General features: G+C 67.9%; 22 protein-coding genes. 18 read left to right on the top strand and 4 right to left on the bottom strand.

Going from position 1 to position 26,865, the window contains the following annotated elements:
* The first annotated feature begins 130 nt into the window (after nucleotides 1–130).
* On the top strand, nucleotides 131–643 hold the full coding sequence (locus CMO28_RS25205) for a GNAT family N-acetyltransferase (protein WP_296718806.1): 513 nt from the start codon (nucleotides 131–133) through the stop codon (nucleotides 641–643).
* 15 nt (nucleotides 644–658) lie between these two features.
* Here CMO28_RS25205 and CMO28_RS25200 read toward each other — a convergent pair whose 3' ends face one another.
* Nucleotides 659–1,096: an Lrp/AsnC family transcriptional regulator gene (locus tag CMO28_RS25200; RefSeq protein WP_014748113.1), complete on the bottom strand. Its 438-nt coding sequence runs from the start codon at nucleotides 1,094–1,096 to the stop codon at nucleotides 659–661.
* Nucleotides 1,097–1,243: 147 nt separating this feature from the next.
* Between CMO28_RS25200 and CMO28_RS25195 the strand changes: the two genes are divergently transcribed.
* Nucleotides 1,244–2,311 (top strand): saccharopine dehydrogenase family protein, encoded by a 1,068-nt coding sequence (locus tag CMO28_RS25195; protein WP_296718802.1) that lies wholly within the window; start codon nucleotides 1,244–1,246, stop codon nucleotides 2,309–2,311.
* On the opposite strand, the gene CMO28_RS25190 is transcribed toward CMO28_RS25195, so the two are convergent.
* Nucleotides 2,302–3,210, bottom strand: coding sequence for a DMT family transporter (locus CMO28_RS25190; protein WP_296718798.1), 909 nt, complete (start codon nucleotides 3,208–3,210; stop codon nucleotides 2,302–2,304). The genes CMO28_RS25195 and CMO28_RS25190 overlap by 10 nt on opposite strands.
* Nucleotides 3,207–4,742: a hypothetical protein gene (locus CMO28_RS25185; RefSeq protein ID WP_296718796.1), complete on the bottom strand. Its 1,536-nt coding sequence runs from the start codon at nucleotides 4,740–4,742 to the stop codon at nucleotides 3,207–3,209. The genes CMO28_RS25190 and CMO28_RS25185 overlap by 4 nt, the downstream gene beginning before the upstream one ends.
* 192 nt (nucleotides 4,743–4,934) lie before the next feature.
* Here CMO28_RS25185 and CMO28_RS25180 point away from each other — a divergent pair, with 192 nt between their 5' ends.
* From CMO28_RS25180 to CMO28_RS25115, 14 genes are all read left to right on the top strand, one after another.
* A complete protein-coding gene (locus CMO28_RS25180; RefSeq protein ID WP_322111413.1) occupies nucleotides 4,935–6,170 on the top strand; it encodes a radical SAM/SPASM domain-containing protein in 1,236 nt (411 codons plus the stop codon).
* Between the two features lie 96 nt (nucleotides 6,171–6,266).
* Nucleotides 6,267–7,877: a B12-binding domain-containing radical SAM protein gene (locus CMO28_RS25175; protein ID WP_296718793.1), complete on the top strand. Its 1,611-nt coding sequence runs from the start codon at nucleotides 6,267–6,269 to the stop codon at nucleotides 7,875–7,877.
* A 31-nt stretch (nucleotides 7,878–7,908) separates the two neighbouring features.
* Nucleotides 7,909–9,096 (top strand): amidohydrolase family protein, encoded by a 1,188-nt coding sequence (locus CMO28_RS25170; protein WP_296718790.1) that lies wholly within the window; start codon nucleotides 7,909–7,911, stop codon nucleotides 9,094–9,096.
* Nucleotides 9,097–9,121: 25 nt separating this feature from the next.
* On the top strand, nucleotides 9,122–10,123 hold the full coding sequence (locus tag CMO28_RS25165) for a hypothetical protein (RefSeq protein ID WP_296718787.1): 1,002 nt from the start codon (nucleotides 9,122–9,124) through the stop codon (nucleotides 10,121–10,123).
* Nucleotides 10,098–11,057 (top strand): phytanoyl-CoA dioxygenase family protein, encoded by a 960-nt coding sequence (locus tag CMO28_RS25160; protein ID WP_062761913.1) that lies wholly within the window; start codon nucleotides 10,098–10,100, stop codon nucleotides 11,055–11,057. Before CMO28_RS25165 ends, CMO28_RS25160 begins: the two co-directional genes overlap by 26 nt.
* A 178-nt stretch (nucleotides 11,058–11,235) precedes the next feature.
* Nucleotides 11,236–12,150 carry a phosphotransferase gene (locus tag CMO28_RS25155; RefSeq protein WP_296718782.1) on the top strand — a complete coding sequence of 305 codons (915 nt, stop codon included), beginning with the start codon at nucleotides 11,236–11,238 and terminating at the stop codon, nucleotides 12,148–12,150.
* Nucleotides 12,087–13,058: a ketopantoate reductase family protein gene (locus CMO28_RS25150; RefSeq protein WP_296718779.1), complete on the top strand. Its 972-nt coding sequence runs from the start codon at nucleotides 12,087–12,089 to the stop codon at nucleotides 13,056–13,058. The genes CMO28_RS25155 and CMO28_RS25150 overlap by 64 nt, the downstream gene beginning before the upstream one ends.
* Nucleotides 13,055–14,320 (top strand): hypothetical protein, encoded by a 1,266-nt coding sequence (locus CMO28_RS25145; RefSeq protein ID WP_296718776.1) that lies wholly within the window; start codon nucleotides 13,055–13,057, stop codon nucleotides 14,318–14,320. Before CMO28_RS25150 ends, CMO28_RS25145 begins: the two co-directional genes overlap by 4 nt.
* Before the next feature lie 186 nt (nucleotides 14,321–14,506).
* Nucleotides 14,507–15,814, top strand: coding sequence for an ABC transporter substrate-binding protein (locus tag CMO28_RS25140; RefSeq protein WP_062761909.1), 1,308 nt, complete (start codon nucleotides 14,507–14,509; stop codon nucleotides 15,812–15,814).
* Between the two features lie 62 nt (nucleotides 15,815–15,876).
* Entirely contained in the window at nucleotides 15,877–16,758 is an 882-nt protein-coding gene (locus CMO28_RS25135; RefSeq protein ID WP_296718809.1) for a carbohydrate ABC transporter permease, read from the top strand.
* Nucleotides 16,755–17,588, top strand: a complete 834-nt coding sequence (locus CMO28_RS25130; protein ID WP_014748121.1) for a carbohydrate ABC transporter permease — start codon at nucleotides 16,755–16,757, stop codon at nucleotides 17,586–17,588. Before CMO28_RS25135 ends, CMO28_RS25130 begins: the two co-directional genes overlap by 4 nt.
* A 9-nt stretch (nucleotides 17,589–17,597) precedes the next feature.
* A complete protein-coding gene (locus CMO28_RS25125) occupies nucleotides 17,598–18,668 on the top strand; it encodes an ABC transporter ATP-binding protein (RefSeq protein WP_296718770.1) in 1,071 nt (356 codons plus the stop codon).
* 83 nt (nucleotides 18,669–18,751) lie between these two features.
* Entirely contained in the window at nucleotides 18,752–21,001 is a 2,250-nt protein-coding gene (locus CMO28_RS25120) for an ATP-binding protein (RefSeq protein ID WP_296718767.1), read from the top strand.
* A 123-nt stretch (nucleotides 21,002–21,124) separates the two neighbouring features.
* A complete protein-coding gene (locus CMO28_RS25115) occupies nucleotides 21,125–21,736 on the top strand; it encodes a glutathione S-transferase family protein (protein ID WP_296718764.1) in 612 nt (203 codons plus the stop codon).
* Nucleotides 21,737–21,868: 132 nt separating this feature from the next.
* On the opposite strand, the gene CMO28_RS25110 is transcribed toward CMO28_RS25115, so the two are convergent.
* On the bottom strand, nucleotides 21,869–23,296 hold the full coding sequence (locus tag CMO28_RS25110; protein WP_296718761.1) for a dicarboxylate/amino acid:cation symporter: 1,428 nt from the start codon (nucleotides 23,294–23,296) through the stop codon (nucleotides 21,869–21,871).
* A 284-nt stretch (nucleotides 23,297–23,580) separates the two neighbouring features.
* Here CMO28_RS25110 and CMO28_RS25105 point away from each other — a divergent pair, with 284 nt between their 5' ends.
* Both CMO28_RS25105 and CMO28_RS25100 read left to right on the top strand, forming a co-directional pair.
* Complete coding sequence (locus tag CMO28_RS25105; RefSeq protein ID WP_296718759.1) at nucleotides 23,581–25,482, top strand: sensor histidine kinase; 1,902 nt, start codon at nucleotides 23,581–23,583, stop codon at nucleotides 25,480–25,482.
* A complete protein-coding gene (locus CMO28_RS25100; RefSeq protein WP_296718756.1) occupies nucleotides 25,479–26,858 on the top strand; it encodes a sigma-54-dependent transcriptional regulator in 1,380 nt (459 codons plus the stop codon). Before CMO28_RS25105 ends, CMO28_RS25100 begins: the two co-directional genes overlap by 4 nt.
* Nucleotides 26,859–26,865 lie beyond the last annotated feature (7 nt).

Below are 26,865 nucleotides of genomic sequence, written 5' to 3'. Positions count from 1 at the left end.
GGCCGCCGGGGCGGGTGACCACCCGCCGCACCGACGGCGGCTGCCGGCTTTACGTCAAGACCGGCCATCTGCCGCCCGATCTTCAGGCCTTTGCCGCATGACCGCCGCCAGGCTGCCGGAGGGTTTCCGGATGCGCCGCACGGAACCGGCCGATGCCGATGCCCTGGCTCAGTTGATCACCACCGCCTTCGGCGGCACTGAAGAGGCCGATCTGGTTCGTGCCCTTGCTGCCGCAGGCGACGTTTCCCTGTCGCTGGTCGCCGAGGATGGGACAGGCCAGCTGCTCGGCCAGATCCTGTTCGGCCCGCTCGGCATCCGCCTCGACGGCAGCGACGACCGGGATGATCCGATCCGCGGCCGCTTTCTGGCCCCGGTCTCGGTCCTGCCCGACCACCGCCGGCTCGGCATCGCCGCCATGCTGATCCGCTTCGGCCTGTCGCGGCTGCGCGCGGGCGGCGCCGAAGCGGTCTTCGTTCTGGGCGACCCCGCCTTCTACACCCGCTTCGGTTTCAGCGCCGAGCGCGCCGCGGGCTTCCGCTGCCCCTGGTCGGGTCCCCATCTGATGGCGCTGGAACTCACCCCTGAGATCCTGGGCGACGGCCGGGGCACCCTCACCTATCCGCCGGCCTTCGGTGCGGCCTGAGACCGCATCGCCGTCTCAGCGTTCGAAACAGTCTTCCAGCACGATCGCCGATCGCGTGCGTTCCACCCCGTGGAACGCCGCGATCCGGTCGATCAGGGCGTTCAAGCGGTCCAGATCCTCGCAGCCCACTTCGGCCAGCAGGTCGAAGGGGCCCGAGACCGCGTGCAGCGAATTCACCTCCGGGCAGGCCTTCAGCTGCTGGATGACCTGCCGCCCCAGCTTGGGGCGCAGCTCGATCATCACATGGGCCCGGACCTTCGGCACCAGCCGCTCGCCCAGCTCCACCCGATAGCCGCGGATCACCCCCGTCGTCTCCAGCACCGCCAGCCGGTGACGCAGCGCCGTGCGCGACAGGCCGACGATCCGGGCCAGCGCCGCGATCGGCATACGCGCGTCCACTTTCAGTGCCGCGATCAGCGCCCGGTTCACCGCATCCAGTTCGGGCTCCGCCATCGCATCCGACCCTTTCTGACCCGTATTAGCCGATTCGGCTATTAACGGCCCGAAAATAGCCGTTTCGTCAAGTGGTGCCCGCCTCTTCCCAGCCGCAATGATCACCCCAGGGACCCAGCCAACAGATCCCCAAGGGAGACCAGATCCATGCGCATCCTGATCCTCGGCGCCGGCCGCATCGGCACCGCCGTCGCCCATATGATGGCCGCCGGCGGCGCCCACGAGATCACCCTCGCCGACCGCAGCTTCGGCGTCGAGGCCGGTCAGCTCTCCTCGCGCATCCACCGGGTGGAGGCCGATGCCGCCGATCCGGCCGCCCTGGATGCCGTGATGAAGGGCCATGACGCGGTGCTGGCCGCCGGCCCCTATCATCTCTGCCCGCAGATCGCCGAGGCGGCGGTGCGCAACCGCCTGCACTATTTCGACCTGACCGAAGACGTCCGCTCCACCCGCGCGGTCGCGGCGCTCGCCGCCAATGCGGAAACCGCGCTGGTCCCCCAGTGCGGCCTGGCCCCGGGCGTGGTCTGCGTGATGGCCCATGGTCTGGCCCATGGCTTCGAGACGGTCGATGCCGCACGCATCCGCGTGGGCGCGCTGCCCGCCCATCCGACCGGTCCGCTGGGCTATGCCATGACCTGGTCGACCGCAGGCGTGGTCAATGAATACTGCAACCCTTGTGAAGCGATCTGGAACGGCGAGCGCCGCGAAGTCCTGCCGCTGGAAGGCGAAGAAACCGTCATCCTCCACGGCACCACTTACGAAGCCTTCAACACCTCGGGCGGGCTCGGCATGCTGGCCGATGCTTTCGAAGGCAAGGTCCGCACACTCGATTACAAGACCCTGCGCTATCCCGGCCATCGCGCGATCATGAAGCTTCTGCTCGAAGACCTGAAGCTGCGCGACCGTCGCGAGCTGCTGGAACAGGTTCTGGAAGCCGCCGTGCCGACCACGGACCAGGATGTGGTGGTGCTCTCGGTCTCGGTCGACGGCATCGCCGACGGCCGCCTGACCCGCCGCTCGTGGAGCCGCGAAGTCGGCGCCCGCGAGGTCGACGGCATGCACATGTCCGCCATCCGCCTGACCACCGCCGCCGGCGTCGCCGCGGTCATCGACCTCCTGGCCGAAGGCCGCCTGCCCCAGAAGGGTCTCGTCCGTCACGACCACATCGACGCCGACGCCCTGCTCGCCAACCGCTATGGGCGGCATTACGCCTGACGCAGCCTGGCACCGCGGGCCGTCATCAGGCCCGCGGCCACGATCACGAGGGCGCCCATCGTGGAGATCGGGTCGGGGCGGTCGGCAAAGATCAGCCAGCCGAAGGCCAGGCCCCAGAGCAGCTGGCTGTAATGCGCCGGCGCCACGACTGCGGCAGGCGCCGATCTTAGCGCAAAGACAAGGCACAACCGGCCGCCGGCAAGGAAGAGGCCTGCGGCCACATAGCCTGCCCATTCCACCGCCCGCGGCATGATCCAGCCATGCCCGTATGACATGCCGTTCTCCAGAAGGAACGGTAGCGCCACAAGCACCGTCACCATGACCGGCAGCGCCGCATCGACCAGTGGCGTCGATGCGGCATGCCAGCGCCTGAGCATCAACACCGAAGCCGCCTGAAGCGCCGCAGCTCCCAGAGCTGCGGCTGCACCATCCCAGGGGATGGCGCCATCCACCACCACCGCTCCGGAAGCCAGCCATCCCGGCTTGAGCACGGCCCAGACCCCTGCGAGACCGACCAGAACCGCGGCCAGATCCCGTGCACGCGGCGGCTCGGCGATCAACAGGCCGCCGGGCATAACGATCAACAGCGGCGCCAGAAAGCGCAGCGCATAGACGTCTGCAATCGCCATCCGTGACAAAGCATGCAGGCTGAGCGCGATCATGCCTGCGGACATCAGCCCCCTCAACACGACCAGCGCCAGAATGCCGCGCGCCACGCCCTGGATCCCGCCCAGCCATCGCGCGCCGGCCGTCATGACCACGAGCATCACCAGCCCCGACAGAACCAGAACCTGCGCGAGCCCATGCGCGCCCATCAACAGCTTCGTGACAAGGTCCGCCGCCGAAAAGCACCCGAAGCCGATAAACGCCAGGGCAGGTCCTGCAGGGCGGCGGATCATGCAAAGGCCACTCCCCGGAGGATCTCGACCAGGCGCCCCGCCGTGATCGACGCGACAGCCGCCCCGTCCCGGACATAAAGGGACAGATCCCGCAGCCCGGCATAGCGCATCGGCAATGAGGCGGCACTCAGGGGCAACCCGTGCTCGCGACACAGCCGGTCAAAGGGGATTGCCTGTCCGTTCCGCCAGCCGATGGGCGTGTCAGGCGCCTTCGCCTGCATGCGACGCGGCGCCAGACGCAAAGCGACATGCGCCGCCGGAACGCCCAGCTCCCGGGCCAGTCGTCGCTCGGCCGACGAACGCCCGGCCGGCGCCGTCAGACTGTCGCAGACCTGGTCCTCCAATGCCGCCAGTCCGCGACCGTCGAGATGCACCATCTCCGGCCAGATGCGGCCCGCCTGCAGATCCCGTGCCGCACGGACACCCTCCCCGATCGCCGCCTCCCGTTGGGCCACGAGATCAAGAAAGGCATCATCGCCCATCTCCAGCAGGTCGAGATCCGTGAAGGGAGGACGACCGGCGGACAGATCCCCGCCGCCATGGTCGTCGACGCTGCGCAGAGCCTTGTCGAGCATGGTATCCGCCGCACATTTTCGCGGATGGAAGAAGGCCTTTTCCGCAACCTCATAGCGCAGGTCCAGGGTCGCAGACAGGTCGGTCAGACGATCCATGAGAACCCTGTCGCCGTCCATCGCCTGAATGCCGTAACGGAAGATCGATGCAGGCATGGTCCGCCCCGGTGCCGGCCAGGCCGGATCGCCTGGACGGCAGAGGATGATCTGCCCGGCCACCGGCAGCGAAGCCGGCAGGTCCCACACGCGCCCGGCCGCAAACAGATCCCGCCAGCAGACATCGATGATATCGGCGCCATAGACCCCGTGAACGAGGTCGTAGACGAAGGTCAGAACCGGCATCAGCCTGTCCGTCACTTCCGTGTTCAGCCGGGGCCCGCCGACGGCCGGCCTATGGCCGGCCAGCAGGCGCGGCGCATGAGCCACCGCAACGGCGAGTTCCAGATGCCACAGCAGGGCTTCGGCCGAAGGCCTGTCGGTCATATTCGGGCGGATCTCGTCGCCGATATTGTCGACGGCCTGCCTGAAACAGCGCGTAAAGCTGTCTGCGCCATGGATCAGGCCAAGCTGGAAACGCAGCGTATGGCCGAAGGGAAGCAGCGCGATGTCGTGGATAAGAGCGAAAAGCCGGACGACCAGATTCAGAGAGGCCCCTTCATCCGCCAGAATCTGCCGCATGGCGGCAAGATGCCGTGGTCCGTCGGGGTCGGCTGCCGGGTCATCGAGCGACCGCATCAGCTCTGCCGTCCACCAGACGGTGCCGATGGTGTGCGCATAGCGGGTGTGATCCGCCAGCGGGGCGGCATGGCCATACAGGCCGATCTGACGCAGTCGCCGGAGACGCTGGAACGGCCGCGTGGCGATGACCTCCGCCTCCGCCTCCGTCAGCACCAGCCTTCGCCCCGGCCAGACCATCACAGACCATGACGGCCCTGACAGCCGCTCCACTACCGTCGTCATCACCGACCTCCCGACCTGGACCCGATGCCGCCGCCACCGGGAGCGGTCACCGGCGCTGTCATCAACCTGTAATAAATATGCCCATGGGCAAAATTAACTTATGGGATCATATTCTCTGCCACAAATCGCGCAACACGCTAAAACAAGCTGCCATACCCCGAACATGTCCACCCCAGATAACGGAGTGTGAACATGGATGGTCCGACCACGCCTGTCGATTTCGACATGTATTCGCATTACGAGAAACGCGAAGGCCCGGTTTCCGAGTACCAGGGCCTTGAGGAAATCACCCCAAATATCAAGAATATCGGCTGGACTCTGGGCAATGACTGCCCGTATCGGTGCACGCATTGCTACAGTATGAGTGCCCGGCGGAAGGGCATGAACATGTCCGTCGAGATGATCGAACGGATCGTGGATCAGCTTGCCAGCAATGGCGTCGAGACGGTCAATCTGGGCGGCAACGAACCTCTCTTCACCAATGGGCCGCAACCGCGCGACACATTGCTGCCCGTGATCATCCGCAAACTTCACGAGGCGGGCATCGAAGTCGGCATCACCACGAGCGGCATCAGCCTGCTTTATCTGCATCGTGATCATCCCGAAGCCTTCGCGCTGCTCAACGATGTCGACGTCTCGTTCGACTCCCCCTTCGAAGAAGAACACAACCGCAATCGCGGCGCGCGCATCTATCATCAGGCCGTCCGCGCGATGGAACTCTGCATCGAAGCCGACAAGGCGCATTCGGCGATCATGTGCGGGATGTCCTGGAATTTCAGCCGCCGCCATATCGATGCCCTGGTGGCGTTGGCAGCGCGCCTGGATGCCAATGTGCGCATCAACCCGATCAAGCCCGTCCGCCCCGAGCATATGTCCGTCGCCCTTCCGGCCGATCTCTACTATGCAGGCTTCGCCCGACTGATGGAGCTGTGTGATCCGGTCGATATGGGCGAACCGCCCCTGGCGGCAGTCACGGACTATCAGGCTGCCCGCCGCTGCCCTTGCGGCCGGACATCGTTCCGCATCCATTCGATCACCCCGACCGGCGAGATTCATGTCAGCCCCTGCGTCTATCTGCACGACTACAAATCCGAACTCGATCTGCTGACGCATGACCTTTCCGAGATCGTGTCGAGCGACCTGTTCCGCGTTTTCCGACAGCGGAACCGCAATCCCGACGTGATCGAAGGCTGCGGGGGCTGTGCACTCCAGTCCAGCTGCGGCGGCGGCTGTGCGGCCCGTGCCTATCTCCACCATCTGCACGGCACGGGCGAACGGTCGATGCGCCAACGGGATCCCTATTGTCCCCGCGACGTGGCCCCCGACCAGGTCTTCCCGCAGAAACCCACGCTGGTGACCGACCAGCACCTCGTCCACATGGACTATCTCTGCACCTGGATCGGCCGGCCCCGGTTGATGACCGCCTGAGTGGCGGGCCTCGACCTTCCGGGCCGTACCCCATTTGAGCCGCATCCGACCCGGCCCCGGGGCCGGACCCACATGCATGACCGGGAGACGGACATCATGCGTGTCGCCCTGCTTTCGGGCTTCGGCCCGACCTGCAAGAACGACGTCTATTTCGACGGCACGCTGTTCGGCGACGCAGCGACGGCCGCCGCGGTCGGCAGGAGCTATTTCGCAGACCGCGGCGGTTTCGCCCTGAGTGACCTGTCCTTCGTCTCGGGCGGCCTGCGCCATGCGCTGCTCCGTCCCCTGCGCGACGCCGTACCGCATCTCACCACCATGACGCTGGAAGCCATCCTGGAGGCCGCCGGCATTCAACAGATCCACATCGATACCACCGACATCTGGAACGGTACGGCGCACCTGCCTGCCGGACAGATCGATGCCGTACTGGTATCCACGTCATATATCTGGGACATGTCGACCCTGGGCCGGGCCCTGAATTTTGCCCGTCAGGTTGCTGACGGTCGGCCCGTCGTTCTCGGCGGTCAATATGCCAATATCCGCTTCCGACAGATCCTGGCGCGCCATCCGGATATCCACTGCATTCTGCGCGGGGATGCCGAGCAGGCTCTGCCTGCACTGTTGATCGCCATTCGCGATCACAAGGATCTTCATGATATCCCGAACCTGGTCTATCCGACGGCCGACGGCAGAGTGGCCGCCACGCCACGCCACGAGATCCGGTTCGAAGACTGGCCCGCCCCCCGGATCACAGGCGATCGCCCGGCAATCCCCTATGAATCCATGCGCGGCTGCCCGTTCACCTGCGGCTTCTGTTCCTTCCCCTTCGCCAGTCCGCACTGGCGTTACCGCACGGCAGAGCGCATCGCCCGCGACTGGGCGACGTATGCCGAAGGTAACGGGACCAGGCTGATCAACGCCATGGACAGTACCTTCACCGTTCCGCCGCGCCGGATGGAAGCCCTTCTGGACCTCCTGCCCTCCATCGGCATTTCGTGGGAGGCCTATAGCCGCGCCAATTATCTGAAAGACACACGTCAGATGGACCGGCTGGCGGCCGGCGGTTGCCGCACACTGTCGATCGGCTTCGAAAGCATGCATGACGGTGTCCTTGCCGCCATGAGCAAGAAAGTGACCGCCGCCCAGAATCGCCGCGCCTTCGATCTTCTGCGTGGCGGCGAGATCGGTTTTCGCTGCTCGTTCATGGTGGGTTATCCCGGCGAGACCCCCGAGGCCTATCGCGCGACCAGTGATTTCCTGGTGTCCGAGTATGAAGGCCACTTCAAGCTGCACGTCTTCGGCATGACCGACGAAGCCATGCCGGTCTGGGCAGATCGAGCGCGCTTCGGGCTGGAAGTGGGAGACGAAGATGATCCGGATTTCGACTGGCGCCATGACGGCATGGACGCGACGACGGCGACCCGGCTCAACCACGACACCATCGATCAGGTCCGGCGCCGCAACGAGCACGCGGTTCTGCACATGTGGCAGGACCGCTACCAACGCTATCTGCTGCCGCATCTGTCCCGTCAGGACAATCTGAAGGTCGAAAAGATCGTTGAACGGATCGCGATGCTGCCGCGCGACCATCCCGATCCGGCCACGGGCATGGCCGCCTTCGACCGGCTGCTCGACGCCGCAGCCCGCTTCGGCATCACACGCACCGATCCGGCCACACATTGTGGCCGGGATCTGATCACGGATTAAGCCCGACTACGGATCAAGGATGACATCAGCCATGCGCAGATACACGGTCATCTCGGCGGACGGCCATCTGGAGACCCCGGCAGAGGCGTGGTTCGCACGCATCCCTGCCGCCTACCGTCCATTCGCCCCCCGCCTGCTGCAGCTTCCCGACGGAGGCGAAGCCTGGCTGATCGAGGGCAGTCCGCTGATCCACAACGGCACGAACATTTCCGGCGGTGGCCGGCTGCAGCTCACCGGCGCCTCTTATCTGGATGATCACGGCCGGCCGAAGCCGGGAACCGGCGGACCGGTTCAACGCCTGCATGAACAGGATGCGGACGGCATCGATGCAGAAGTCCTGTTCCCACCCGCTTTCCTTGCCCGCTTCATCGAAGGAATCGGCGATCAGCGCGCCTACCGGGCGATCATCCGTGCCTACAACATCTCGCTCGCCGAAGACTATTGCAGCACCGCTCCCGATCGGCTGATCGGTGTAGGGCTGATACCGGTCGGCCCCGTCGACCATGCGATCGCGGAACTCGAAAACTGCCGGTCGCTGGGGCTGAAGGCGGTCTGCCTCAGCCAGTTCCCTGCCGGTGGTCCACGTCCCTCTCCGGCCGATGACGCCTTCTGGCGACGGGCGATCGATCTGGCCATGCCGCTGACGGTGCATGTCGCGGTCGGAGACCGTCATCATCCGATGCTGGTCAGTTCCGCTGCAGGCCGTTTCGATCCGGCCACGGTTCTTATGCGCGGCTGTGTACCTGCCATTCTGCCCTTCCTGTGTGCGACCATCGCCGATGGCCTGTTCGACCGGTTTCCCGATCTGGTCTTCTATGTCGCAGAGAGCAATGCCGGCTGGCTGCCCGAAGTCCTGTTCATGATGGACGACAACCACGCCGTGTTCGGTGAGGCCATGCCCTTTCCGATCAGCGCGCCTCCCAGCCATTATGTCCGACGCCACTTCCGGTTCAGCTTTTTCAAGGACCCGGTGATCGCCCGCCTTCTGCAGCCTGCGGATATCGAGGGCGGACAGTGGCTGCCGACGCCCGACATGCTGATGTGGTGTTCCGACTTTCCGCACTCGGTGACCACCTTCCCGCATTCACGCCGGTGGCTGACCGAGATGCTGGGAACGCTCCCCGAGACCATCCGGCGGCAGATCCTGGTCGACACGCCCTGTCGTTTCTTCGGCCTTGATCCCGCAACCCGGCTGACCCCGACCCCCGCAATGAGCTGAAGAAGCCGCCCCGGAGAGACCGACCGTGCCTCTTGCCGACCCCATGCTCGCCATCCTAGAGGACATCGCTCGACGCCTGTCAGGACGGGACATCTCCTGGAGGGTCGGCGGCAGCGCCGCCGCGGCCTATCATGGCGCCGATCTTCTGCCCGATGATCTGGACATCTTTGCCGGTGAAGCGGATGCGGGCCGGATCGCCGAGCTGCTTGGAGGCCGGCCGCCCGAACGGTTCCGGAGCCCGCAGCTCGTCTCGATCCGGACAGTTGCCCGGATCGGCGGCATCACGGTCGATGCCATCTGCGGCCTCTCCGCGTCGCGGCCCGGCCTGCCGGATCCCGCTCCTTTGGGCGAACCGCCGGAAATTCTCCCGCACCAGCCGTTTCGGTCCTCCGCTTCGGGACTGCCGATGATGGGGGTGTCGGCGCTGTCCCGTCTCTACCGTGCATTGGGGCGTGAGGACCGCATCGCACAGATCCTCGCCGCAGCCCCCATCTCCGAAGCCCTCGGCAGGCCGCCTTGTCTGGGTGTGGATGTGGGTGGCGTTCTCTGCCGGCTGCACCTCAAAGAGGGGCGCCTGCCCGCGACGCCGGAGGGGGGAGCGGCCGCCCTCGTCGCGATGCCGGATGTCCATGTGGTCATGCACACCGTCCTGAAGCCGTTTTTCGGCGACCGGATCCACATTATTTCCAAGGCAGAGCCGGCCGTCCGCCCGTTGATTGCTGCCTGGTTATGGCAAAGCGGGCTGGCTGAGGCGATCGGCCTGGTCCCGGAGAGGGTTCACTTCACGGAGACCCTCGCCGAAAAGGCCGTCATCGCCCGGCAGCTTGGTCTGACCCACATGATCGACGACCGTTTCGAGGTTCTGGCGCGGATGCCGTTCCTCCAACTTGCGGTCCTCTTCGCCGATCCCGGCTTACCACCGCCAACGGCTCCGGGAATTGCAGTCAATATCCGCCACGCCGGAAGCTGGCCGGAAGCCGCCGGGCTGGTGGCGATGGACGATGGAGGCGCCGGTGACGCCACGTGAAACCTTTCTGGCCGAAGGATATCTTCTGATACGGAACTGCCTTCCCCCCGCAACGACCGACGCGGTTCGCGAGCGGCTGCGGGCGGAAATCGGGCAGATCGCCCGGTGCCGATACGCCCTTGGACAGGAAAGCCGGGCAGGCGAGGACACATCACTCGAAACGGGATTGATCTCCCTGCTCGGCAGGGCCGCCCGAATCAATACACGCGCCTGGGACCCCCTGCTGATCTGCGCCGAAGTTCATGCACTCTTCACGTCCCCCTGCTTCGTCGACATCCTGCGGAACCTGCTCGGGCCCGAGATAACCTGCCAGGGCAACGGCCATCTGCGGCCCATGCTGCCGAGCCCGGCCCCCTTCCCGCGGACCTGGCCATGGCACCAGGACACCCAGTTCTACGGTGCCGGCGTCGAGGCCATGGCGGATTGCATGGTTCAGGTCTGGCTGCCACTTGTCGATACGGGGCTGGAAGATGGCTGCCTCGCCGTCTCGGCCGGCAGCCATCGACGCGGCGCCCTTCCCGGAGCCCCGCCGGCGGATGACAACATCCGCCCGTCCACGCCCGCCCGACAGGACCACATCCGGCAGATCGCCGCAGACGCCGCGCGCAGACATCCGGCGCACCTGCTGCCCATGCAGCGGGGAGATGTTCTGTTCTTTCATCCCTTGCTGATCCACGCCGCCACGGAGAACCGGGGCGATCAGGTGCGCTGGAGCATAGACATGCGGTTCGAGGCGACGGCCAATGGCCATTTCCCGACGGACGGAATCAGGACCGCTTACGAGATCATGCATCGGCGGCTGGATCGCCGCGGAACGCCGCGTTTCCGCGTCAGCGGAGCGGACGGGCCCGAGCCTTTCATCAGCTGGGCCTCCCGCAACGGCCTGCCCCCCGGGGGTCAGGCCCTCCGCTGGGGGATCAGCCATGCCGGATAGGACCGCAATCGACCGGCTTGTCGTCCTGCATGGAACCGATCCGTCCCGCTGGTCCCGTGCCCTGCATCCTGTGGCCGGACCGCTATTTCCGACGGATCTGCGTGTGCGGCATGTCAATCTGTCAGAACACGATCCGGTCAAGGCCCACGGGATCACTCACAGCCTGCGGATTGAAGCGGTGTCGGGCGACGGCCCCTGCACCCTGTTCCTGAAAGCCCCTGACGAAGCCCTGTATGCCGAGACCCTGCCTGCCGATCGGGCACGCGAGGTCTTCTGGCGTCCGTCAGGCTATGACAACATTCCGGGCCACGCCCGTGCCATAGCGGCCAGCCCGGATGACCAGGGCCTGCTCCGGACCGATCTGCGGCCCGGTGCGCCGTTGATTCTGGTCGAGGAGGGCCTGCAAGGTACGAGATATGCCGATCGGATGACGGGCCTGCGCGCAGATACCCCCGAGGCCGGAATTCGTCGGGATTCGGCGGCACTTGCCGCTCATCTTGCAGCAATTCACGCCGTGGCCCCACCCGGCGATCAGAGGGCACTCTATGCCCGCTTTCTGCGGGACGGCCTCGTGATCCCAAGCCTGAGACTGATCGATGGGGCGCAAAGGTTCGGGCCAGCGGCGACCAGCCGACGCGCCGCTGTGGAACATGCGCTGATCGCCTGGCGGATCACGCTCGATACCGGACCGCACCGTCTGACGCGGATCCATCTGGACTATCACCCCTGGAACCTGTTTCTGGCCGGCAATCAGATCAGGGTCATCGGCGCGCGCCTCCCCGGGTACGGCGACCCGGCGGATGATCTTGCCTGCCTGCTGGTCAACCACGCCATCTTCGGTGCGATCGGCCCCCCGGACGTCCGGTGGGCCCATGATCTGGCGCGGCGCAGCCTGGTCAGCCACTATATCCGGCTGACGGGCGACGACAGGATCGCGGAGCGCCTTGCGCCGTTCTTTCTGAAGCGCCTTCTGGTCTTTCTGTCACCACATCACTATCCCGACATCGATGCCGGACATGGGGCCTGGATATGGACACTCGCCATGTCCCTTATGACACCCGGCACGCCGCTGCCGCCGGAACTCTTCCCATGAAAGGCCCGGTTCCGACGAAAGGCCCGGTTGTCGCCGTCATCGGCGCCGGGGCCATCGGCCTCGCAGCTGCGGCAGCACTCGACGCCGCAGGCCGGCGGGTTATGCTTTGCCTTCGGAGAGTGCCTGACGTCCTCGGCTGGGCCGTCGATGGACCCGAGCATCCGATCACTGCCGATCTTCTGCTCCCGGACCAGAGGCCGGCGGCCCCGGTCGCCGTTGCCATGGTCGCCACGCGCGCGGTCGATGACGCCGGTACGATCCGACGCCTTCGTGAGGTTGCAGCCCCTGATGCCCTGGTCGTGATCCTGCGAAACGGACTGGATCACGTGCCGGCATTGCAGGCAGCCGGGCTGCCGCCCACGATGCGGGTGCTCCCGGCCGTGCTCCTGCTTGCGGCGCGGCGTGTGGCGGCGGGCAGGGTTGTCATCGAAGGCCGCCACCCGGAGATCCTGCTGCCTGAGGGGCCGGATGGACGGAGGGTTGCGGACCTTTTCACCGGAGGTCCGATCCACGTCACCACCAGCCGGGACTGGATCACGATCGCCTGGGAAAAACTGCTCGTGAATGCCGCGGTCGGCGGGGTCGCCACGCTTACCGGGCTCAGCTATGCAGGCTGCGGCGGGCCTGAAGCCCGCCAGGCCTGCATCGCCCTGATCGACGAGGCCGCAGCCGTGGCCCGTGCCGAGGGCGCCGCGATCGAGCCGGCCCCCGGCAATCGGCTGATGGCGCAGGCCCTGAGCAGAGCCGGCGATCATCTGCCATCGATCGCCCGGGACCGGCAGGCAGGCCGCCCCACCGAATGGGCGATGCGCAACGGCGTCATCACGCGGCTTGCAGCCCGCCATGACATCGCCGTGCCGCTGAATGCGCTGCTGGTCCGGCTGCTGCGGTGCGGGGAACCGTCATGACGGAAAACCTTGAAGAGATCGTCGGCGCCAAGGCTGCCGCACTTCTGGATCTGGCGGCCGGCGACGACGGACGAGACAGGACGGTGCCGGATTTCGTCGCGATCCCTGCTTCCGCAACCGTTGCGCATCTGCGCCGGATCGGGGCTCTCGCACGGTCTCAGCCGCCATATGCGCGCACTGACCAGCCCCCGACAAACGTGCTCGCGGCATGCCGTATGATGGCTCGGGAACTGACAGAGGCGACCGGTCGGGCCACAATTCTGCCGGACCCCGGCCTGGCGGATACCTGCCTGTCAGACACCGGCAGCGGCCTGATCCTGCGCACCAGCCTCCATTGGCCGGGGGGCGCCTCTGAACGCATGCCGGGCATCGATTCCACCGCGCTCGTCGACAAGGCGGCGCCCGATGGTCTGGCGCAGGGCCTTGCGCGGTGCATTGCCGGCCTGTGGAAGCCCTATACCGCGCTTGCCTTCCGCTTCGCGGGCGTACCACTCCGCCGGGATCGGGCAGGCGCCGGACTGGTCATGATGACCCGGGTCGACGTCGTAACCGACGGCACCATTCATGTCGGCCCGCGTGGGATCATGGCCGATCTTGCCACAGCCGACCGTCGGTGCTGCTTCTCTGGCCCCGTCACCGCCTGCACCGAACCGGTTTTCACGGCTGCCCTCGCCGGGCTGCCGGCGCTGATCGCGTCCTTGCACCGACGACTGGGCGGCCCCGCGCTGGAACTGGAAATCGTGACCGACCCGCAGGGAAGACGTCACCTTGTGCAGGCGACCGCTCTGGCCAGAGCCATGCTGCCGGGCGTCGACATGCCTGCGATGACGGCCAGCGGCCCGTTGATGGATCTGCGCGGTCTGCCGCGTGATGAAGATGGCTGGCGATGCCTTACATCGCGTTTCGCAGCAGCGGACGACGCTGTGGTGCTGATCGATCTCCAGGCGGATGATCATCTCGATGCGGGCGCCCTGTTCGCCTGCCGCGCCCTGGGTTTGCCGACGGCAAAACCGGCGGCGATCGTGCTTCGGACGATATCGGGTCGCGGACATATGGGACCTGGCGCGCATCTGCGCCGCGCCCTTTCCCTTGCCTTTCCGACGAGCATGATCACGCGGCAGCAGGGCTCCTCACCGCTTCGGGACGGCGACATCACCACGATCGAGAGCACGGGGCTTGAAGGGGTGTTTGCGCATCCGAAGCCGAAATCCACGGGTGATGGACACCAGATACAGGGTGGACTTTCCGCCCGATCGGGATAGAACAAAAGGGATCGCCCGCGTGAGATTTCCGGGTCTCTGCCCCCGTCCGCCAGACGGGGGTGAAGACCCGGCCCCCGCTGGTCGTGCGCAGAGTTGAGCGCGACATCACGTGGTCGCGATGGATGTTTCGGAGGATGACGAGGCCGGCACGGGCACACCGGCGAATTCAGAAGCGGATCTGGACCGATGGTCATGACGACGCGGCGGGACATGCGCCGCATCACGGTTGCGGCGGGCATGCTGCTGGGGGCGGCGGCCCTTGCCGGCACCGGCGGGGACGCCCGGGCCGAGGGTGTCTCGCTCACCATTTCCTGCGGCGCGGTCGGTGTCGAGCTGTCGCTCTGCCGCGACGGGGTCGCCGCCTGGGAGAAGACGACCGGCAACACGGTCGCGATCGTCTCAACCCCCAATTCCTCGAATGAACGCTTCGCGCTCTATCAGCAGATCCTGGGCGCCGGCGCCGACGATATCGACGTGCTGCAGATCGACGTGGTCTGGCCGGGCATGCTGGCGCCGCATCTGGTCGATCTGTCGGCGTATATGGGCGATGCTCCCGCGCAGCATTTCCCGGCCCTGATCGAGAACGACACCGTCGACGGCCGGCTGGTCGCCATGCCCTGGTGGACCGATGCCGGCGTGCTCTACTACCGCAAGGATCTGCTGGACCGATATGGCCACCAGCCGCCCGAAAGCTGGTCCGATCTCACCCGCATCGCCGCCGACATCCAGCAGAAGGAACGCGCGGCCGGGCAGACCGATCTCTGGGGCTATGTCTGGCAGGGCCGGGCCTATGAAGGCCTCACCTGCAATGCGCTGGAATGGATCGACGCCTATGGCGGCGGCACCATCGTCGATGCCGACGGCCGGGTGACGGTGAACAACCCCAAGGCCCTGGCCGCCCTGACCGAAGCCGCATCCTGGGTGGGGAAGATCTCGCCCGAAGGCGTGCTCACCTATGACGAAGAGGCCGCACGCGGCGTGTTCCAGTCGGGCAAGGCGGTGTTCATGCGCAACTGGCCCTATGCCTGGGCCCTGGCGCAAAGCGCCGACAGCCCCGTCAGGGACAAGGTCGGCGTCACCGCCCTGCCGCCGGGAGGCCCCGAGGGCAAGACCACCGGCACGCTGGGCGGCTGGCATCTGGCGGTCTCGCGCTATTCGAAGCACCCGGCCGAGGCGGCCGATCTGGTGCGGTTCCTGACCGGCGCCGCCGAGCAGAAGCGCCGCGCGGTCGAAGCCGCCTACAACCCGACCATCCCCGCGCTTTACAAGGACGACGAGGTTCTGGCCGCCAACCCGTTCTTCGGCCAGCTTTACCAGACTTTCGAGACGGCGGTCGCCCGGCCGTCCCGCGCCACGGGCGATGCCTATAACCGGCTGTCGGCCGCCGTCTGGCAACGCACCCAGGATGCGCTGGCCGGGCGGATGACGCCCGAAGCCGCCCTCACCCGCCTCGATCGCGATCTCGGCCGCCTGTCGCGCGGCGGACGCTGGTGAGCGCGAGGGCCTCCACCGCCAGCCGCGGTTCCGCCCGCACCGCGGCGATCTTCCTGTCGCCGATGATGGCGGTGCTGGCGCTGGTCGCGGTCTGGCCGCTGGCCCGCACCATCTGGTTCGGCTTCACCGATGCCAGCCTCACCGCCCCCGGCGATTACGGCCTGGTCGGCTTCGCCAACTATCTGGAAGCCTATGACGGGGCCTGGTACGGCATCCTGGCCGATCCGACCTGGTGGCGGGCGCTTGCCAATACGCTGATCTTCGCCGCCGCCTCGGTGACGCTGGAAACGGTGCTGGGCATCGCCATGGCCCTGGTGCTGAACGCGGACTTCCCCGGCCGCGGCTGGGTGCGCGCCGCCGTGCTGGTGCCCTGGGCGATCCCGACCGTGGTCTCGGCCAAGATGTGGGCCTGGATGCTCCACGACCAGTTCGGCATCGTGAATGCCGGGCTGATGGCGCTGGGCGTGATCGACCGGCCGGTGGCCTGGCTTGCCGATGCCACGACCGCCCTGCCGGCGGTGATCCTGGTCGATGTCTGGAAGACCACGCCCTTCGTCGCCCTGCTGATGCTGGCGGCCCTGCAGACCGTGCCGCGCGACTGTTACGAGGCAGCCCGGGTCGATGGCATCCCCGCCTGGAAAGTCTTCGTCTTCATCCCCCTGCCGCTGATCCGCCCGGCGCTGGCGGTGGCGGTGGTCTTCCGCCTGCTCGACGCGCTCAGGGTGTTCGATCTGGTCTATGTCATGACCGGCAATGCCGAGGCGACCATGACGCTGTCGGTCCATGCCCGCCAGCAGCTGGTCCAGTTCCAGGACATGGGCTATGGCTCGGCCGCCTCTACCCTGCTCTTCCTGGTGGTGGGGCTGGTCACGATCCTGTGGCTGGCGGTGCTCCGCCCCGACCGGTCGGCGGCCGGCGGCCGGCACGGGGGGGCGGGCGCATGACCCGCCGCACCCCGCTTGCCGCCATCGGCCTCGGCCTCTCGGTCGTCCTGCTGCTGCTCTGGTCGCTGTTCCCGCTCTATTATGCCGTGCTGACCTCGATGGAAAGCGGCAGCGGCATCTTCCGGATCCGCTGGTGGCCCGAGGCGATCGAACTGGGCAACTACCGGGCCCTGTTCGCAACCGGCGCCTTCGGGCGCAGCATCCTGAATTCGGTGCTGGTGGCGGTGCTGGTGGTGACCGCCTCGGCCGCACTGGGCCTGACCGCCGCCCACGCGCTGGGGCGGATCCGCTTTCGCGGCCGGCGGCTGATCCTGCTGGCGGTGCTCGCGGTTTCGATGTTCCCGCAGGTGGCGGTGCTCTCGGGCATGTTCACGTTGATCCGCGGGCTTGGCCTCTACAATTCGCTCTGGGGCCTGGCGCTCGCCTATCTGCTGTTCACCCTGCCCTTCACGGTCTGGGTGCTGACCACCTTCATCCGCGAACTGCCGGTCGAGATCGAGGAAGCCGCGATCATGGACGGGGCCGGCCCCTTCACCATCCTGATCCGCATCTTCCTGCCGCTGATGTGGCCGGCCATCGTCACCACCGGGCTGATCGCCTTCATCATCGCCTGGAACGAATTCCTCTTCGCCCTCACCTTCACCCTCACCGACGACATGCGCACGGTGCCGGTCGCGATCGCCCTGCTGACCGGCGGCAGCCAGCACGAACTGCCCTGGGGGATGATCATGGCCGCCTCGGTCACGGTCACCCTGCCGCTGGTGGCGCTGGTGCTGGTCTTCCAGCGCCGTCTGGTGGCCGGGTTGACGGCGGGCGCCGTGAAAGGCTGACGCGCGCTCATGACCGACGATCTGCCCCCCATGCTGGAACTTCGCGGCCTCGGCCGCCGCTATGGCGCGGCCGAGGTGCTGCGCGGGCTGGACCTCGCCGTGCCGCGCGGCAGCTTCACCGTGGTGGTCGGCCCCTCGGGCTGCGGCAAATCCACCCTGCTGCGCCTGATCGCCGGGCTGGACGCACCGAGCGCGGGCGAGATCCTGATCGACGGCGACCGGGTCGATCAGCTGCCGCCGGCGAAACGCGGCGTCTCGATGGTCTTCCAGTCCTATGCGCTCTACCCGCATATGACCGTCCGTCGCAATATCGGCTTCGGCCTGAAGATCGCCGGGGCCTCGGACGCCGACATCCGCGCGCGGATCGCCAGGGCCGCAGACATGCTGAAGATCGGCGAGCTGATGGACCGCAGGCCGGCCCAGCTGTCGGGCGGCCAGCGCCAGCGGGTGGCGATCGCCCGCGCCATCGTGCGCGACCCCAAGGTCTTCCTGTTCGACGAGCCGCTGTCCAATCTGGACGCCGCATTGCGGGCCGGCACCCGGGTGGAGCTTGCCGCCATGCATGCCGATCTGGGCGCCACCATCATCCACGTCACCCATGATCAGGTGGAGGCGATGACGCTGGCCGACCGGCTGGTGGTGCTGAACCGCGGCCGGATCGAGCAGGCGGGCCCGCCGCACGATCTTTACACCCGCCCCGACACCCTGTTCGTCGCCCGCTTCCTGGGCAGCCCGCAGATGAACATCGCCTCCCCCGCCAGCGCCGCCGGCCGGGCACTGGCCGCGGCGGGGGATCTGCCCCAGGGCACCGCCTGGATCGGCATCCGGCCCGAGGATCTGGCGATCACCACCGCCGACGCCCCCGATGCGGTGACGACCGGCCGGGTCCGGATGATCGAAGAGCTGGGCGACAGCCGGATCCTGCATCTGCGGGTCGATGACGGCGACGAAATCGTGGTCCGCCATCATCAGCCGGCGCCGCCCGTCGGCGACAGGGTCGGGATCACCCTCCGTGCGGCCGGCCTGCACGCTTTCGGGGCCGATGAGCGCCGGCTGGTATCCGGTCGATTTTCTGTCTGACGGCTCGCGATATACGCGATTTGTTTACCCCTTTTCGGGACAGTGTAGGATCTGAAGGACGTACACGCCGAAGGGGCCGGAAGATGGACATCGTCACACTGGCGATCTACAACGCCTGGATCACCGTGACCCTGACCATCGGATTCGCCGCGGTCAGTGCGGCACGGCGCGGTCCGGCCCATGTTCTGTGGTGGACCGCGGGCAATGCGGCGCGGGCGATCGCCTCGCTGGTGCTGGCTTTCAACCTCGCGACCGGCGATCTGCCGACCACACTGGCCGCAAACGGCCTGCTGCTCGTCTCTTCGGCGCTCTACCTTACAAGTTTCGAACGCCTGACCGGGCGGCGTGGCCTGATGCCGCCCGCCATTGCGGTGATCGCGGTGACGATGGGGCTGGTGCTCGCCTTCACCATCGCCAGCCCCGACCTGAAGGCGCGCATCGTCTCCTATTCCACCGGATCCGGGCTGCTGCTGCTGATGTGCGCGGTGGTCGCGATCCGCAACGACATCCGGGGCCGGGCGCGGCCGTCGCTGCACGCTGCCGGGATCGTCTTCGCGATTTTCGGCGGTTTGACCCTGGCACGGGGGCTGGCGACGCTGGCGGGCCCCGACATGGACAGCGTGCTGGCCAGCACCTGGGTCCAGAGCGGCTTTCTGGCGCTGGCCGGCATGTTCTATGTCGGCAGCAATTTCGCGATGCTGTGGAGCATGGTGGTCGAAGACGGCGAACGCCACGCGGCCGAGCTGGAAAGCGCGCGCGAGGCGGCAGAGCGGGCCAGTTTCGCGAAATCACGCTTCCTGGCGACCATGAGCCATGAACTGCGCACGCCGCTGAACGGCGTTCTGGGGGCGGCGCAGCTGCTGCTGGGCGATCCGGGTGTGGGCCCGGGGCCGCGCCAGCGGGTGCAGATGATCGCAAGCGCCGGCCGGCATCTTCTGGGCGTGATCAACGACGTGCTCGACTTTTCGAAGATCGAGGCCGGCAAGCTGGAACTGCAGCCGCGCGACGGGGTGGATCTGCGCGGCCTGCTGACCGTGGTCAGCGATGTCGTCGCCCCGCAGGCGACGGCCAAGGGCCTGGTTCTGATCACCGATGCCGCGGCCGATCTGCCGCACGCCATCCGCGCCGACGCGATGCGCCTGCAGCAGGTGCTGCTGAACCTGCTGTCGAACGCGGTCAAATTCCCCCCCCATGGCCGCGTCATCCTGCGGGCCCGCCGGGGGCAGGACGGGTGGCTGCGCTTCGAAGTGCAGGATGACGGTCCGGGTATCCCGCCCGAGCGCCGGCATCTGCTGTTCAAGGATTTCTCGCAGCTGGACGAGACCGCGACCGCGGCAACCGGCACCGGGCTGGGCCTTGCGATCTCGGCGCGGCTGGCCGCCGCCATGGGCGGGCGGCTGGAACTGGACGACAGCGTCACCCGCGGCGCCCTGTTCCGCTTCGAGGTCGCCTTGCCGGAAACCCCCCTCAAGACCGGCAGGGCGGCCACGGCGCTGGACCGTCCGGAAGCCGCACCATCCCCGCCGCCCGCCGCCGAAGGGCGCGGCCCGCGGGTGCTGGTGGCAGACGATGTGGAGATGAACCGCGAGGTTCTGGCCGCCATGCTCAAGCGCCTGGGCTGCATCGTGGAAAAGGCGGAAGACGGGGCCGAGGCGGTGGCCATCACCGCCCGCGGCGGCATCGATCTGGTGCTGATGGACATGCGCATGCCGGTGATGAACGGGCTGGAGGCGGCGCGCGCCATCCGCGGCCTGACCGACCCGACGCTGGCCGGGGTACCGATCGTGGCGCTGACCGCCAATGCCTTCGATTCGGCCATGGAACAATGCCGCGACGCCGGCATGAACGACTATATGGCCAAGCCCGTCCAGCTGTCCGAACTGGCCGAGATGCTGCAGCGCTACACCCGGATCCGCCGCGCGCCGCCGCCCGCACCGCCGCAGGCCGCCGCGCCGCATCCCGAGGCGCCGGTCGAAGCGGTGGGCGACGAAATGGCGGCGATCGACCGGCTGCAGCGTCAGATGGGCCAGGATCGTGTGGCCCAGATGCTCGACGGCTTCATGGCCACCGCCACCGACCGCATCCGCCGGATGACCCACGACGCCGACCCCGTGGTGCTGGCCGACGATGCGCGGACGATCGCAGGCCAGGCCGCCCTGCTCGGCCTGGATCAACTGGCCCTCATCGGCCGGCGCCTGGCGATCGCAGTGGAGAACGACGAGGCCGAGCATCTCCGCCGCGGCCATCTGGAGGCCTTCACCAGCCGGCTGCGCGCAACCCTGGTCGAGCTGCTGCTCCGCCGGGCGCGGCTCAGGGAATACCAGCCCTATTGACCGGCCCCGGCCCGCGGGCCACCTGCGCCGATGCGCGCGGCCCGCGGCTCGTGCTAACGTCCTGCCGTCCACGATACCCCCGCGCAAGGCCGGGGGACCCGACCGACGGAGGAAACACGGGTCATGACGTTGAAGATCTACGGGATGAGCGCGTCGCGCACCTCGCGCAATCTCTGGATGGCCGAGGAACTCGGCATCGCCTACGAGCACATCCCGGTCAAGATCGCCGACGCGGCGAGCGACCCCGACATTGCCCGCCTCAACCCCAATCTCCGGATTCCGGTGATCGAGGACGACGGCGTGGTCATCACCGAATCCATGGCGATCAACCTCTACCTGGCCGCGAAACACGGCGGGCCGCTTGCCGCGGGCAATGCCGCCGAAGCGGGGCTGATGGCCCAGTGGAGCTTCTGGGCAGTCACCGATCTGGAGGCGCTGTCGCTGACCGTGCTGCTGCACCGCCTGGTGCTGCGCGGCGAAGCCCGCGATGCCGCCCGCGCCGAGGCGGCGGAAGCCAGCCTTGCCCGGCCGCTTGCCGTGCTCGACAAGGCCCTGGCCAAGGGCGATGGCTGGCTGGTCGGCGGCCGCTTCACCGTGGCCGACCTCAATGTCTCGGCCATCGTCCACTGGCTGGCGGCGGCACGCATGGATCTGTCGGGCGTGCCCCATGTCGCGGACTGGGTGAAGCGCTGCCGCGATCGCGACGCGGCGAAGACCGCCCAGAAGCTGCCCTGAGCCTTCGGGACGGCGAACCGCACCGGCACAAAAGCTGCGGCCCCGCCCGGCGCCATCCACCTCCCCCGACGGATGGCGCCCCGGCGGGGCCGCGTGCCCCCTTCCCCCGGGGCAAGTCTGGCGGGACGGGCCTTACTCGGCCGGCCCCGCGATCGGAGTCCCCGCGATCGGAGTCCCCGCGATCGGCGGGCCTGCAAGCGGACGGGCAAGGCCAGGGGCCGGCATGTGTACGTGGGCCGCTTCGGTGGCATCATCCAGCACCCGCCCGGCTTCCAGCGTCGCCGCCAGACGGTCGCGGTCCAGCTCCCCTTCCCAGCGCGCGACCACGATCGCGGCCATGGCGTTGCCGACGAAATTGGTCAGCGAGCGGCATTCCGACATGAAGCGGTCGACGCCCAGGATCAGCGCCATGCCGGCGACCGGCACGCTGGGCACCACCGCCAGCGTTGCCGCCAGCGTGATGAAACCCGATCCGGTGACGCCGGCGGCGCCCTTGGAACTCAACATCGCCACCAGCAGCAGCAGGATCTGATCGCCCAGCCCCAGCGGCGTGTCGGTCGCCTGGGCGATGAACAGCGCCGCCATGGTCATGTAGATGTTGGTGCCGTCCAGATTGAAGGAATAGCCGGTCGGCACGACCAGGCCGACGACGGGCTTGGAACAGCCGGCCTTTTCCATCTTTTCCATCAGCGAGGGCAGCGCCGATTCCGAGGAACTGGTGCCCAGCACCAGCAGCAGCTCCGCCTTGATGTAGCGGATCAGGCGCAGGATCGAGAAGCCGTTGGCACGGGCGACTGCCCCCAGCACGACCAGCACGAAAAAGAGGGCGGTGATGTAGAAGGTGCCGACCAGCATCGCCAGATTGGCGATGGAGCCGATGCCGTATTTGCCGATGGTGAAGGCCATGGCGCCGAAGGCACCGATGGGTGCGACCTTCATCACGATATGGACGATGTTGAAGACGACCTGGGTGGTGATCTTCAGGAAGCCAAGCACCGGCGCGCCGCGCTCGCCGATCATCGACAGGCCGACGCCGAACAGCACCGAGAAGAACAGCACCTGCAGAATATCGCCCGAGGCGAAGGCGCTGAAAGCGGTGGCCGGGATGATGCCCATCAGGAAGCCGATGAGCGTCTGGTCATGGGCCTTGTCGGCATAGGCCTTGACCGCGGCGGCATCCAGGCTGGCCGGGTCGATATGCATGCCGGCACCGGGCTGGACGAGATTGGCGATGACCAGCCCGACGATCAGGGCCAGCGTCGAGAAGACCAGGAAATAGATCATCGCCTTGGCGCCGACCCGGCCGACCTTCTCAAGATCGCTCATGCCCGCGATGCCGGTGACCACGGTCAGGAAGATGACCGGGGCGATGATCATCTTGACCAGTTTGATGAAGGCGTCGCCGAGCGGCTTCAGATCCGCGCCCAGCTGCGGATAGAAATGGCCGAGCACGATGCCTGCCGCCACCGCGATCAGGACCTGGACGTAGAGGTGCTGATAAATTTTCTTCGGCCGGGCCGCGCCTGCCTGCGCGCCCTGCCCTGCGAGACCCTGTGCCATCGCCGGCGTCCTCCTCCGGGTTTTCGCCGGCGTGCGGCGCCGGCCGATCTTGGAATCCGGCCCGCCATCCCCTGCCGGCGGACCCGGAGGCCGCTGTTGGCAATCGGCGTGCCAGCCGGCACCAGGACGAACAAATCCTTGAATTCCCTGGTGGAATACCCGGCATGCGCCATCGGACTTTGCGTGAAGTGTGCGGATCTCCGCCCGGATTGGCGGCGAAATTGGCGAATTTCCGCACAATGTGTGGATTTGCGCGCGGACGCGATTCGTCGGACACTGGCGCCATGAGCGACCGCGCCGCCCCCACACCCCCGGGCACCGCCACCGGCGGGCCCGCCGATGCCAGCCTGATCCGCCGGAGACGGATCCGGGTCTGGGCGGCATTCGTCTGCCTGTGGCTGGTGATCGGCGGGCTTGTGGTCTGGCAGGCCGGGCGGATCGCGCGGAACGAGGTTCTGGCCGATCTGGGCCAGGCCGGGCGGGTTTCGCTGTCGCTGAACGCCGAGACGCTGGGCGCCGAGATCGACAAGCAGCGCGCCCTGCCGGTGGTGCTGGCGCGCGATCCCGATGCGCTTGCGGTGCTGCGGGCACCGGAGGATACCGGCGCCCGCGACCGGCTGAACCGCAAGCTGGAGGCGCTGACCCGCGCCACCCGTGCCGCGGTGATTTACCTGATCGACGATCACGGTCTGACGCTGGCGGCCAGCAACTGGGCGACGCCGGTCAGCTTCGTGGGCAATGATTACGGCTTCCGGCCCTATTACGCCGTGGCCATGGCCGAAGGCGCCGCCGAGCATTTCGCCATGGGCACGGTCAGCCATCGCCCGGGCATGTATCTGGCCCGGCGGATCGACGACGATCGGGGCCCCGTTCCGCGCCCTGGGCTGGGCGTGATGGTGGTGAAGATCGAATTCGACCGGCTGGAGGCGATCTGGGCCGGCGCGCCCGAACGGGTCTTCGCCACCGACGCCCGCGGCGTGGTTCTGGTCAGCGGGGTCGCCGGCTGGCGCTTCCGCAGCCTGACGCCGCTGCCCGAAGAGATGCGGGCCGCGATCCGCGCCGGGCTGCAATACGGCGATGCACCGCTCGACCCCCTGCCTTTCGCGCCCGCGGCCGGCGATCAGGCGCTGCTGCGCGTCGATGATGCCGTTTTGCTGCATCAGAGCCTGACCATGCCCGAAATCGGCTGGACCCTGCATCTGATGACCCCGGCCGACCAGGCGATGCTGCGGGCGGTGGCCGATGCACGCGCGCTGGCCGGCACCGGCATCGCCCTGCTCGCGGCCCTGGCGGCCGCCGGGCTGTATCGCCGCCAGCAGCTGCAAGGCCGGGCCGCCCGCGCCGCCCTGGAACGGCAGAGGCTGGAGGCGGCGGTTGCCGACCGCACCGCCGATCTGGCCCGCGCCTATGCGGCACTCGAGGCCGGGATGGAGGAACGCCGCCAGGCCGAGGCCGCCGCACGGCGCCTGCAGGACGATCTGATCCAGGCCGGGCGGCTGGCGGTGCTGGGTCGCATCGCCGCCAGCGTCGCCCACGAGATCAACCAGCCGGTGGCGGCGATCCGCGCCTTCGCCGACAATACCCGCGCCTTCCTGGAGCGCGACCGGGCCGATGCCGCCCTGGCCAATCTGTCCCGCATCGGCGAGCTGACCACGCGCATCGGCACGATCACCGGCCAGCTGCGCGGCTTCGCCCGCAAGGCCGGCACCGCCCCCAGACCCGTGCTGGTGACGGAGGCGATCGACGGCGCCCTGCTGCTGCTGGGCCACCGGATCCGGGCCGCCGGCATCGACCTGGTCTGCGACATCCCGTCAGAGACCGGCGCGGCGCGGGTGGTGGCGGAGCGGGTGCGGCTGGAACAGGTTTTGGTCAACCTGATCGGCAATGCGATCGACGCGGTCGAGGGGCGCCCGACACCGCGGATCGCCATAAGGGTCGCGCGCACCATTGCCGGGGACGGCACGGCGCGGCTCAGGATCCTGGTCTCGGACAACGGGCCGGGGCTGCCGCCCGATATCCGCGAGGCCCTGTTCCTGCCCTTCCGCACCACCAAACCCGACGGGCTGGGGCTGGGGCTGGTGATCTCGGCCGATCTGGTACGCGACATGGGCGGCACGCTTGCCGCAGAGCCGCCCGCGACGACGGGCGGCGCCACCTTCATCATCGATCTGCCGGAGGCCGGATGACCCGCGAGCTGCCACAGGTGGTCTTCGTCGACGACGAGGACGATGTCCGGATCGCCAATGCCCAGACCCTGGACCTGGCCGGGTTCGACGTGCTGACCGCGGCCTCGGCCGAGGCCGCGCTGGCGCTGGTCGACCGCGAGTTTCCAGGGGTGGTGGTCACCGACATGCGCATGCCGGGCATCGACGGGCTCACCTTGTTCGACCGGCTGCGGGCACAGGATCCGGACCTGCCGGTGATCTTCGTGACCGGCCATGGCGACATTCCGATGGCGGTGGAGGCGATGCGCCGCGGCGCCCAGGACTTCCTGTCCAAACCCTATCCGGCCGAGGCGCTGGTAGATGCGGTGACCCGGGCCACGCGGCTGCGCCGGCTGGTGATGGAGAACCGCCGGCTGAAGGCCGCCCTGGACGCCGAGGCGGCGCTGGGGCTGATCGGCCGCACGCCCGAGATGGAGCGGCTGCGCGAGACCGTGCAGGCGGTCGCCGCCGCCGATGTCGACGTGCTGGTGCTGGGCGAAACCGGATCGGGCAAGGAGGTCGTGGCCCGCGCGCTGCATGCCGGCAGCCGGCGGCGGACCGCCCGGCTGGTGGCGCTGAATTGCGGCGCCCTGCCCGAGACGGTGATCGAGAGCGAGCTGTTCGGTCATGAACCCGGCGCTTTCACCGGTGCCCAGCGCCGCCGGGTCGGGCGGATCGAACATGCCGATGGCGGCACGCTGTTCCTCGACGAGATCGAGAGCATGCCGAAAAGCCTGCAGGTGAAGCTGCTGCGGGTGCTGGAGACCCGCACGGTCGAGCCGCTGGGCACCAACGACATCCGGCCGGTCGATCTTCGGGTGATCGGCGCCACCAAGGTCGACCTGTTGCAGGAAGCGGCCGAGGGGCGGTTCCGCGACGACCTCTATTACCGCCTGAACGTGGTGACGATCCGCATTCCGCCACTGCGTGAGCGGCGGGGCGATGTGCCGCTGCTGTTCGCCCATTTCCTGGAGCGCGCGGCCGCCCGCTTCGGCCGGCCGGTGCCGGCGCCGGACGATGCCGTCCATCGCCATCTCGCCGCCCATGACTGGCCGGGCAATGTCCGCGAACTGGCCCATTTCGCCGAACGGGTGGCGCTGGGGCTCCCGGCCGAAACCGCACCGGGCTCGGGCCCCCTGCCCGCGGGCGCGGCCGGGCCGGGCGACGACCCGGATCTGCCCCTGCCCCGCCGGGTGGACCGGTTCGAGGCAGGCGCGATCCGCGCCGCGCTGGCGCTGCATGACGGCGAGGTCAAGGCGGTGATCCAGGCGCTGGGCCTGCCGCGCAAGACCTTCTACGACAAGCTCCAGCGCCACGGCATCGACCCCAACGACTATCGCCGCACCCGCCGGGGTTGATGATGCC

Origin of the sequence: Tistrella sp. (assembly GCF_002684955.1) — a bacterium.
Taxonomy (GTDB): domain Bacteria; phylum Pseudomonadota; class Alphaproteobacteria; order Tistrellales; family Tistrellaceae; genus Tistrella; species Tistrella mobilis.
Note: the sequence above shows the minus strand (reverse complement) of the source record. Positions and strands in the feature narration are given on the sequence as shown.

What these genes read in the sequence shown, in the direction of transcription:
- CMO28_RS25205 (WP_296718806.1), top strand. Translation starts at nt 131, where the DNA reads ATGCGCCGCACGGAACCGGCCGATGCCGATGCCCTGGCTCAGTTGATC.
- CMO28_RS25200 (WP_014748113.1), bottom strand. Translation starts at nt 1,096, where the DNA reads ATGGCGGAGCCCGAACTGGATGCGGTGAACCGGGCGCTGATCGCGGCA.
- CMO28_RS25195 (WP_296718802.1), top strand. Translation starts at nt 1,244, where the DNA reads ATGCGCATCCTGATCCTCGGCGCCGGCCGCATCGGCACCGCCGTCGCC.
- CMO28_RS25190 (WP_296718798.1), bottom strand. Translation starts at nt 3,210, where the DNA reads ATGATCCGCCGCCCTGCAGGACCTGCCCTGGCGTTTATCGGCTTCGGG.
- CMO28_RS25185 (WP_296718796.1), bottom strand. Translation starts at nt 4,742, where the DNA reads ATGACGACGGTAGTGGAGCGGCTGTCAGGGCCGTCATGGTCTGTGATG.
- CMO28_RS25180 (WP_322111413.1), top strand. Translation starts at nt 4,935, where the DNA reads ATGGATGGTCCGACCACGCCTGTCGATTTCGACATGTATTCGCATTAC.
- CMO28_RS25175 (WP_296718793.1), top strand. Translation starts at nt 6,267, where the DNA reads ATGCGTGTCGCCCTGCTTTCGGGCTTCGGCCCGACCTGCAAGAACGAC.
- CMO28_RS25170 (WP_296718790.1), top strand. Translation starts at nt 7,909, where the DNA reads ATGCGCAGATACACGGTCATCTCGGCGGACGGCCATCTGGAGACCCCG.
- CMO28_RS25160 (WP_062761913.1), top strand. Translation starts at nt 10,098, where the DNA reads ATGGAGGCGCCGGTGACGCCACGTGAAACCTTTCTGGCCGAAGGATAT.
- CMO28_RS25150 (WP_296718779.1), top strand. Translation starts at nt 12,087, where the DNA reads ATGGACACTCGCCATGTCCCTTATGACACCCGGCACGCCGCTGCCGCC.
- CMO28_RS25145 (WP_296718776.1), top strand. Translation starts at nt 13,055, where the DNA reads ATGACGGAAAACCTTGAAGAGATCGTCGGCGCCAAGGCTGCCGCACTT.
- CMO28_RS25140 (WP_062761909.1), top strand. Translation starts at nt 14,507, where the DNA reads ATGGTCATGACGACGCGGCGGGACATGCGCCGCATCACGGTTGCGGCG.
- CMO28_RS25135 (WP_296718809.1), top strand. Translation starts at nt 15,877, where the DNA reads ATGATGGCGGTGCTGGCGCTGGTCGCGGTCTGGCCGCTGGCCCGCACC.
- CMO28_RS25130 (WP_014748121.1), top strand. Translation starts at nt 16,755, where the DNA reads ATGACCCGCCGCACCCCGCTTGCCGCCATCGGCCTCGGCCTCTCGGTC.
- CMO28_RS25125 (WP_296718770.1), top strand. Translation starts at nt 17,598, where the DNA reads ATGACCGACGATCTGCCCCCCATGCTGGAACTTCGCGGCCTCGGCCGC.
- CMO28_RS25120 (WP_296718767.1), top strand. Translation starts at nt 18,752, where the DNA reads ATGGACATCGTCACACTGGCGATCTACAACGCCTGGATCACCGTGACC.
- CMO28_RS25115 (WP_296718764.1), top strand. Translation starts at nt 21,125, where the DNA reads ATGACGTTGAAGATCTACGGGATGAGCGCGTCGCGCACCTCGCGCAAT.
- CMO28_RS25110 (WP_296718761.1), bottom strand. Translation starts at nt 23,296, where the DNA reads ATGGCACAGGGTCTCGCAGGGCAGGGCGCGCAGGCAGGCGCGGCCCGG.
- CMO28_RS25105 (WP_296718759.1), top strand. Translation starts at nt 23,581, where the DNA reads ATGAGCGACCGCGCCGCCCCCACACCCCCGGGCACCGCCACCGGCGGG.
- CMO28_RS25100 (WP_296718756.1), top strand. Translation starts at nt 25,479, where the DNA reads ATGACCCGCGAGCTGCCACAGGTGGTCTTCGTCGACGACGAGGACGAT.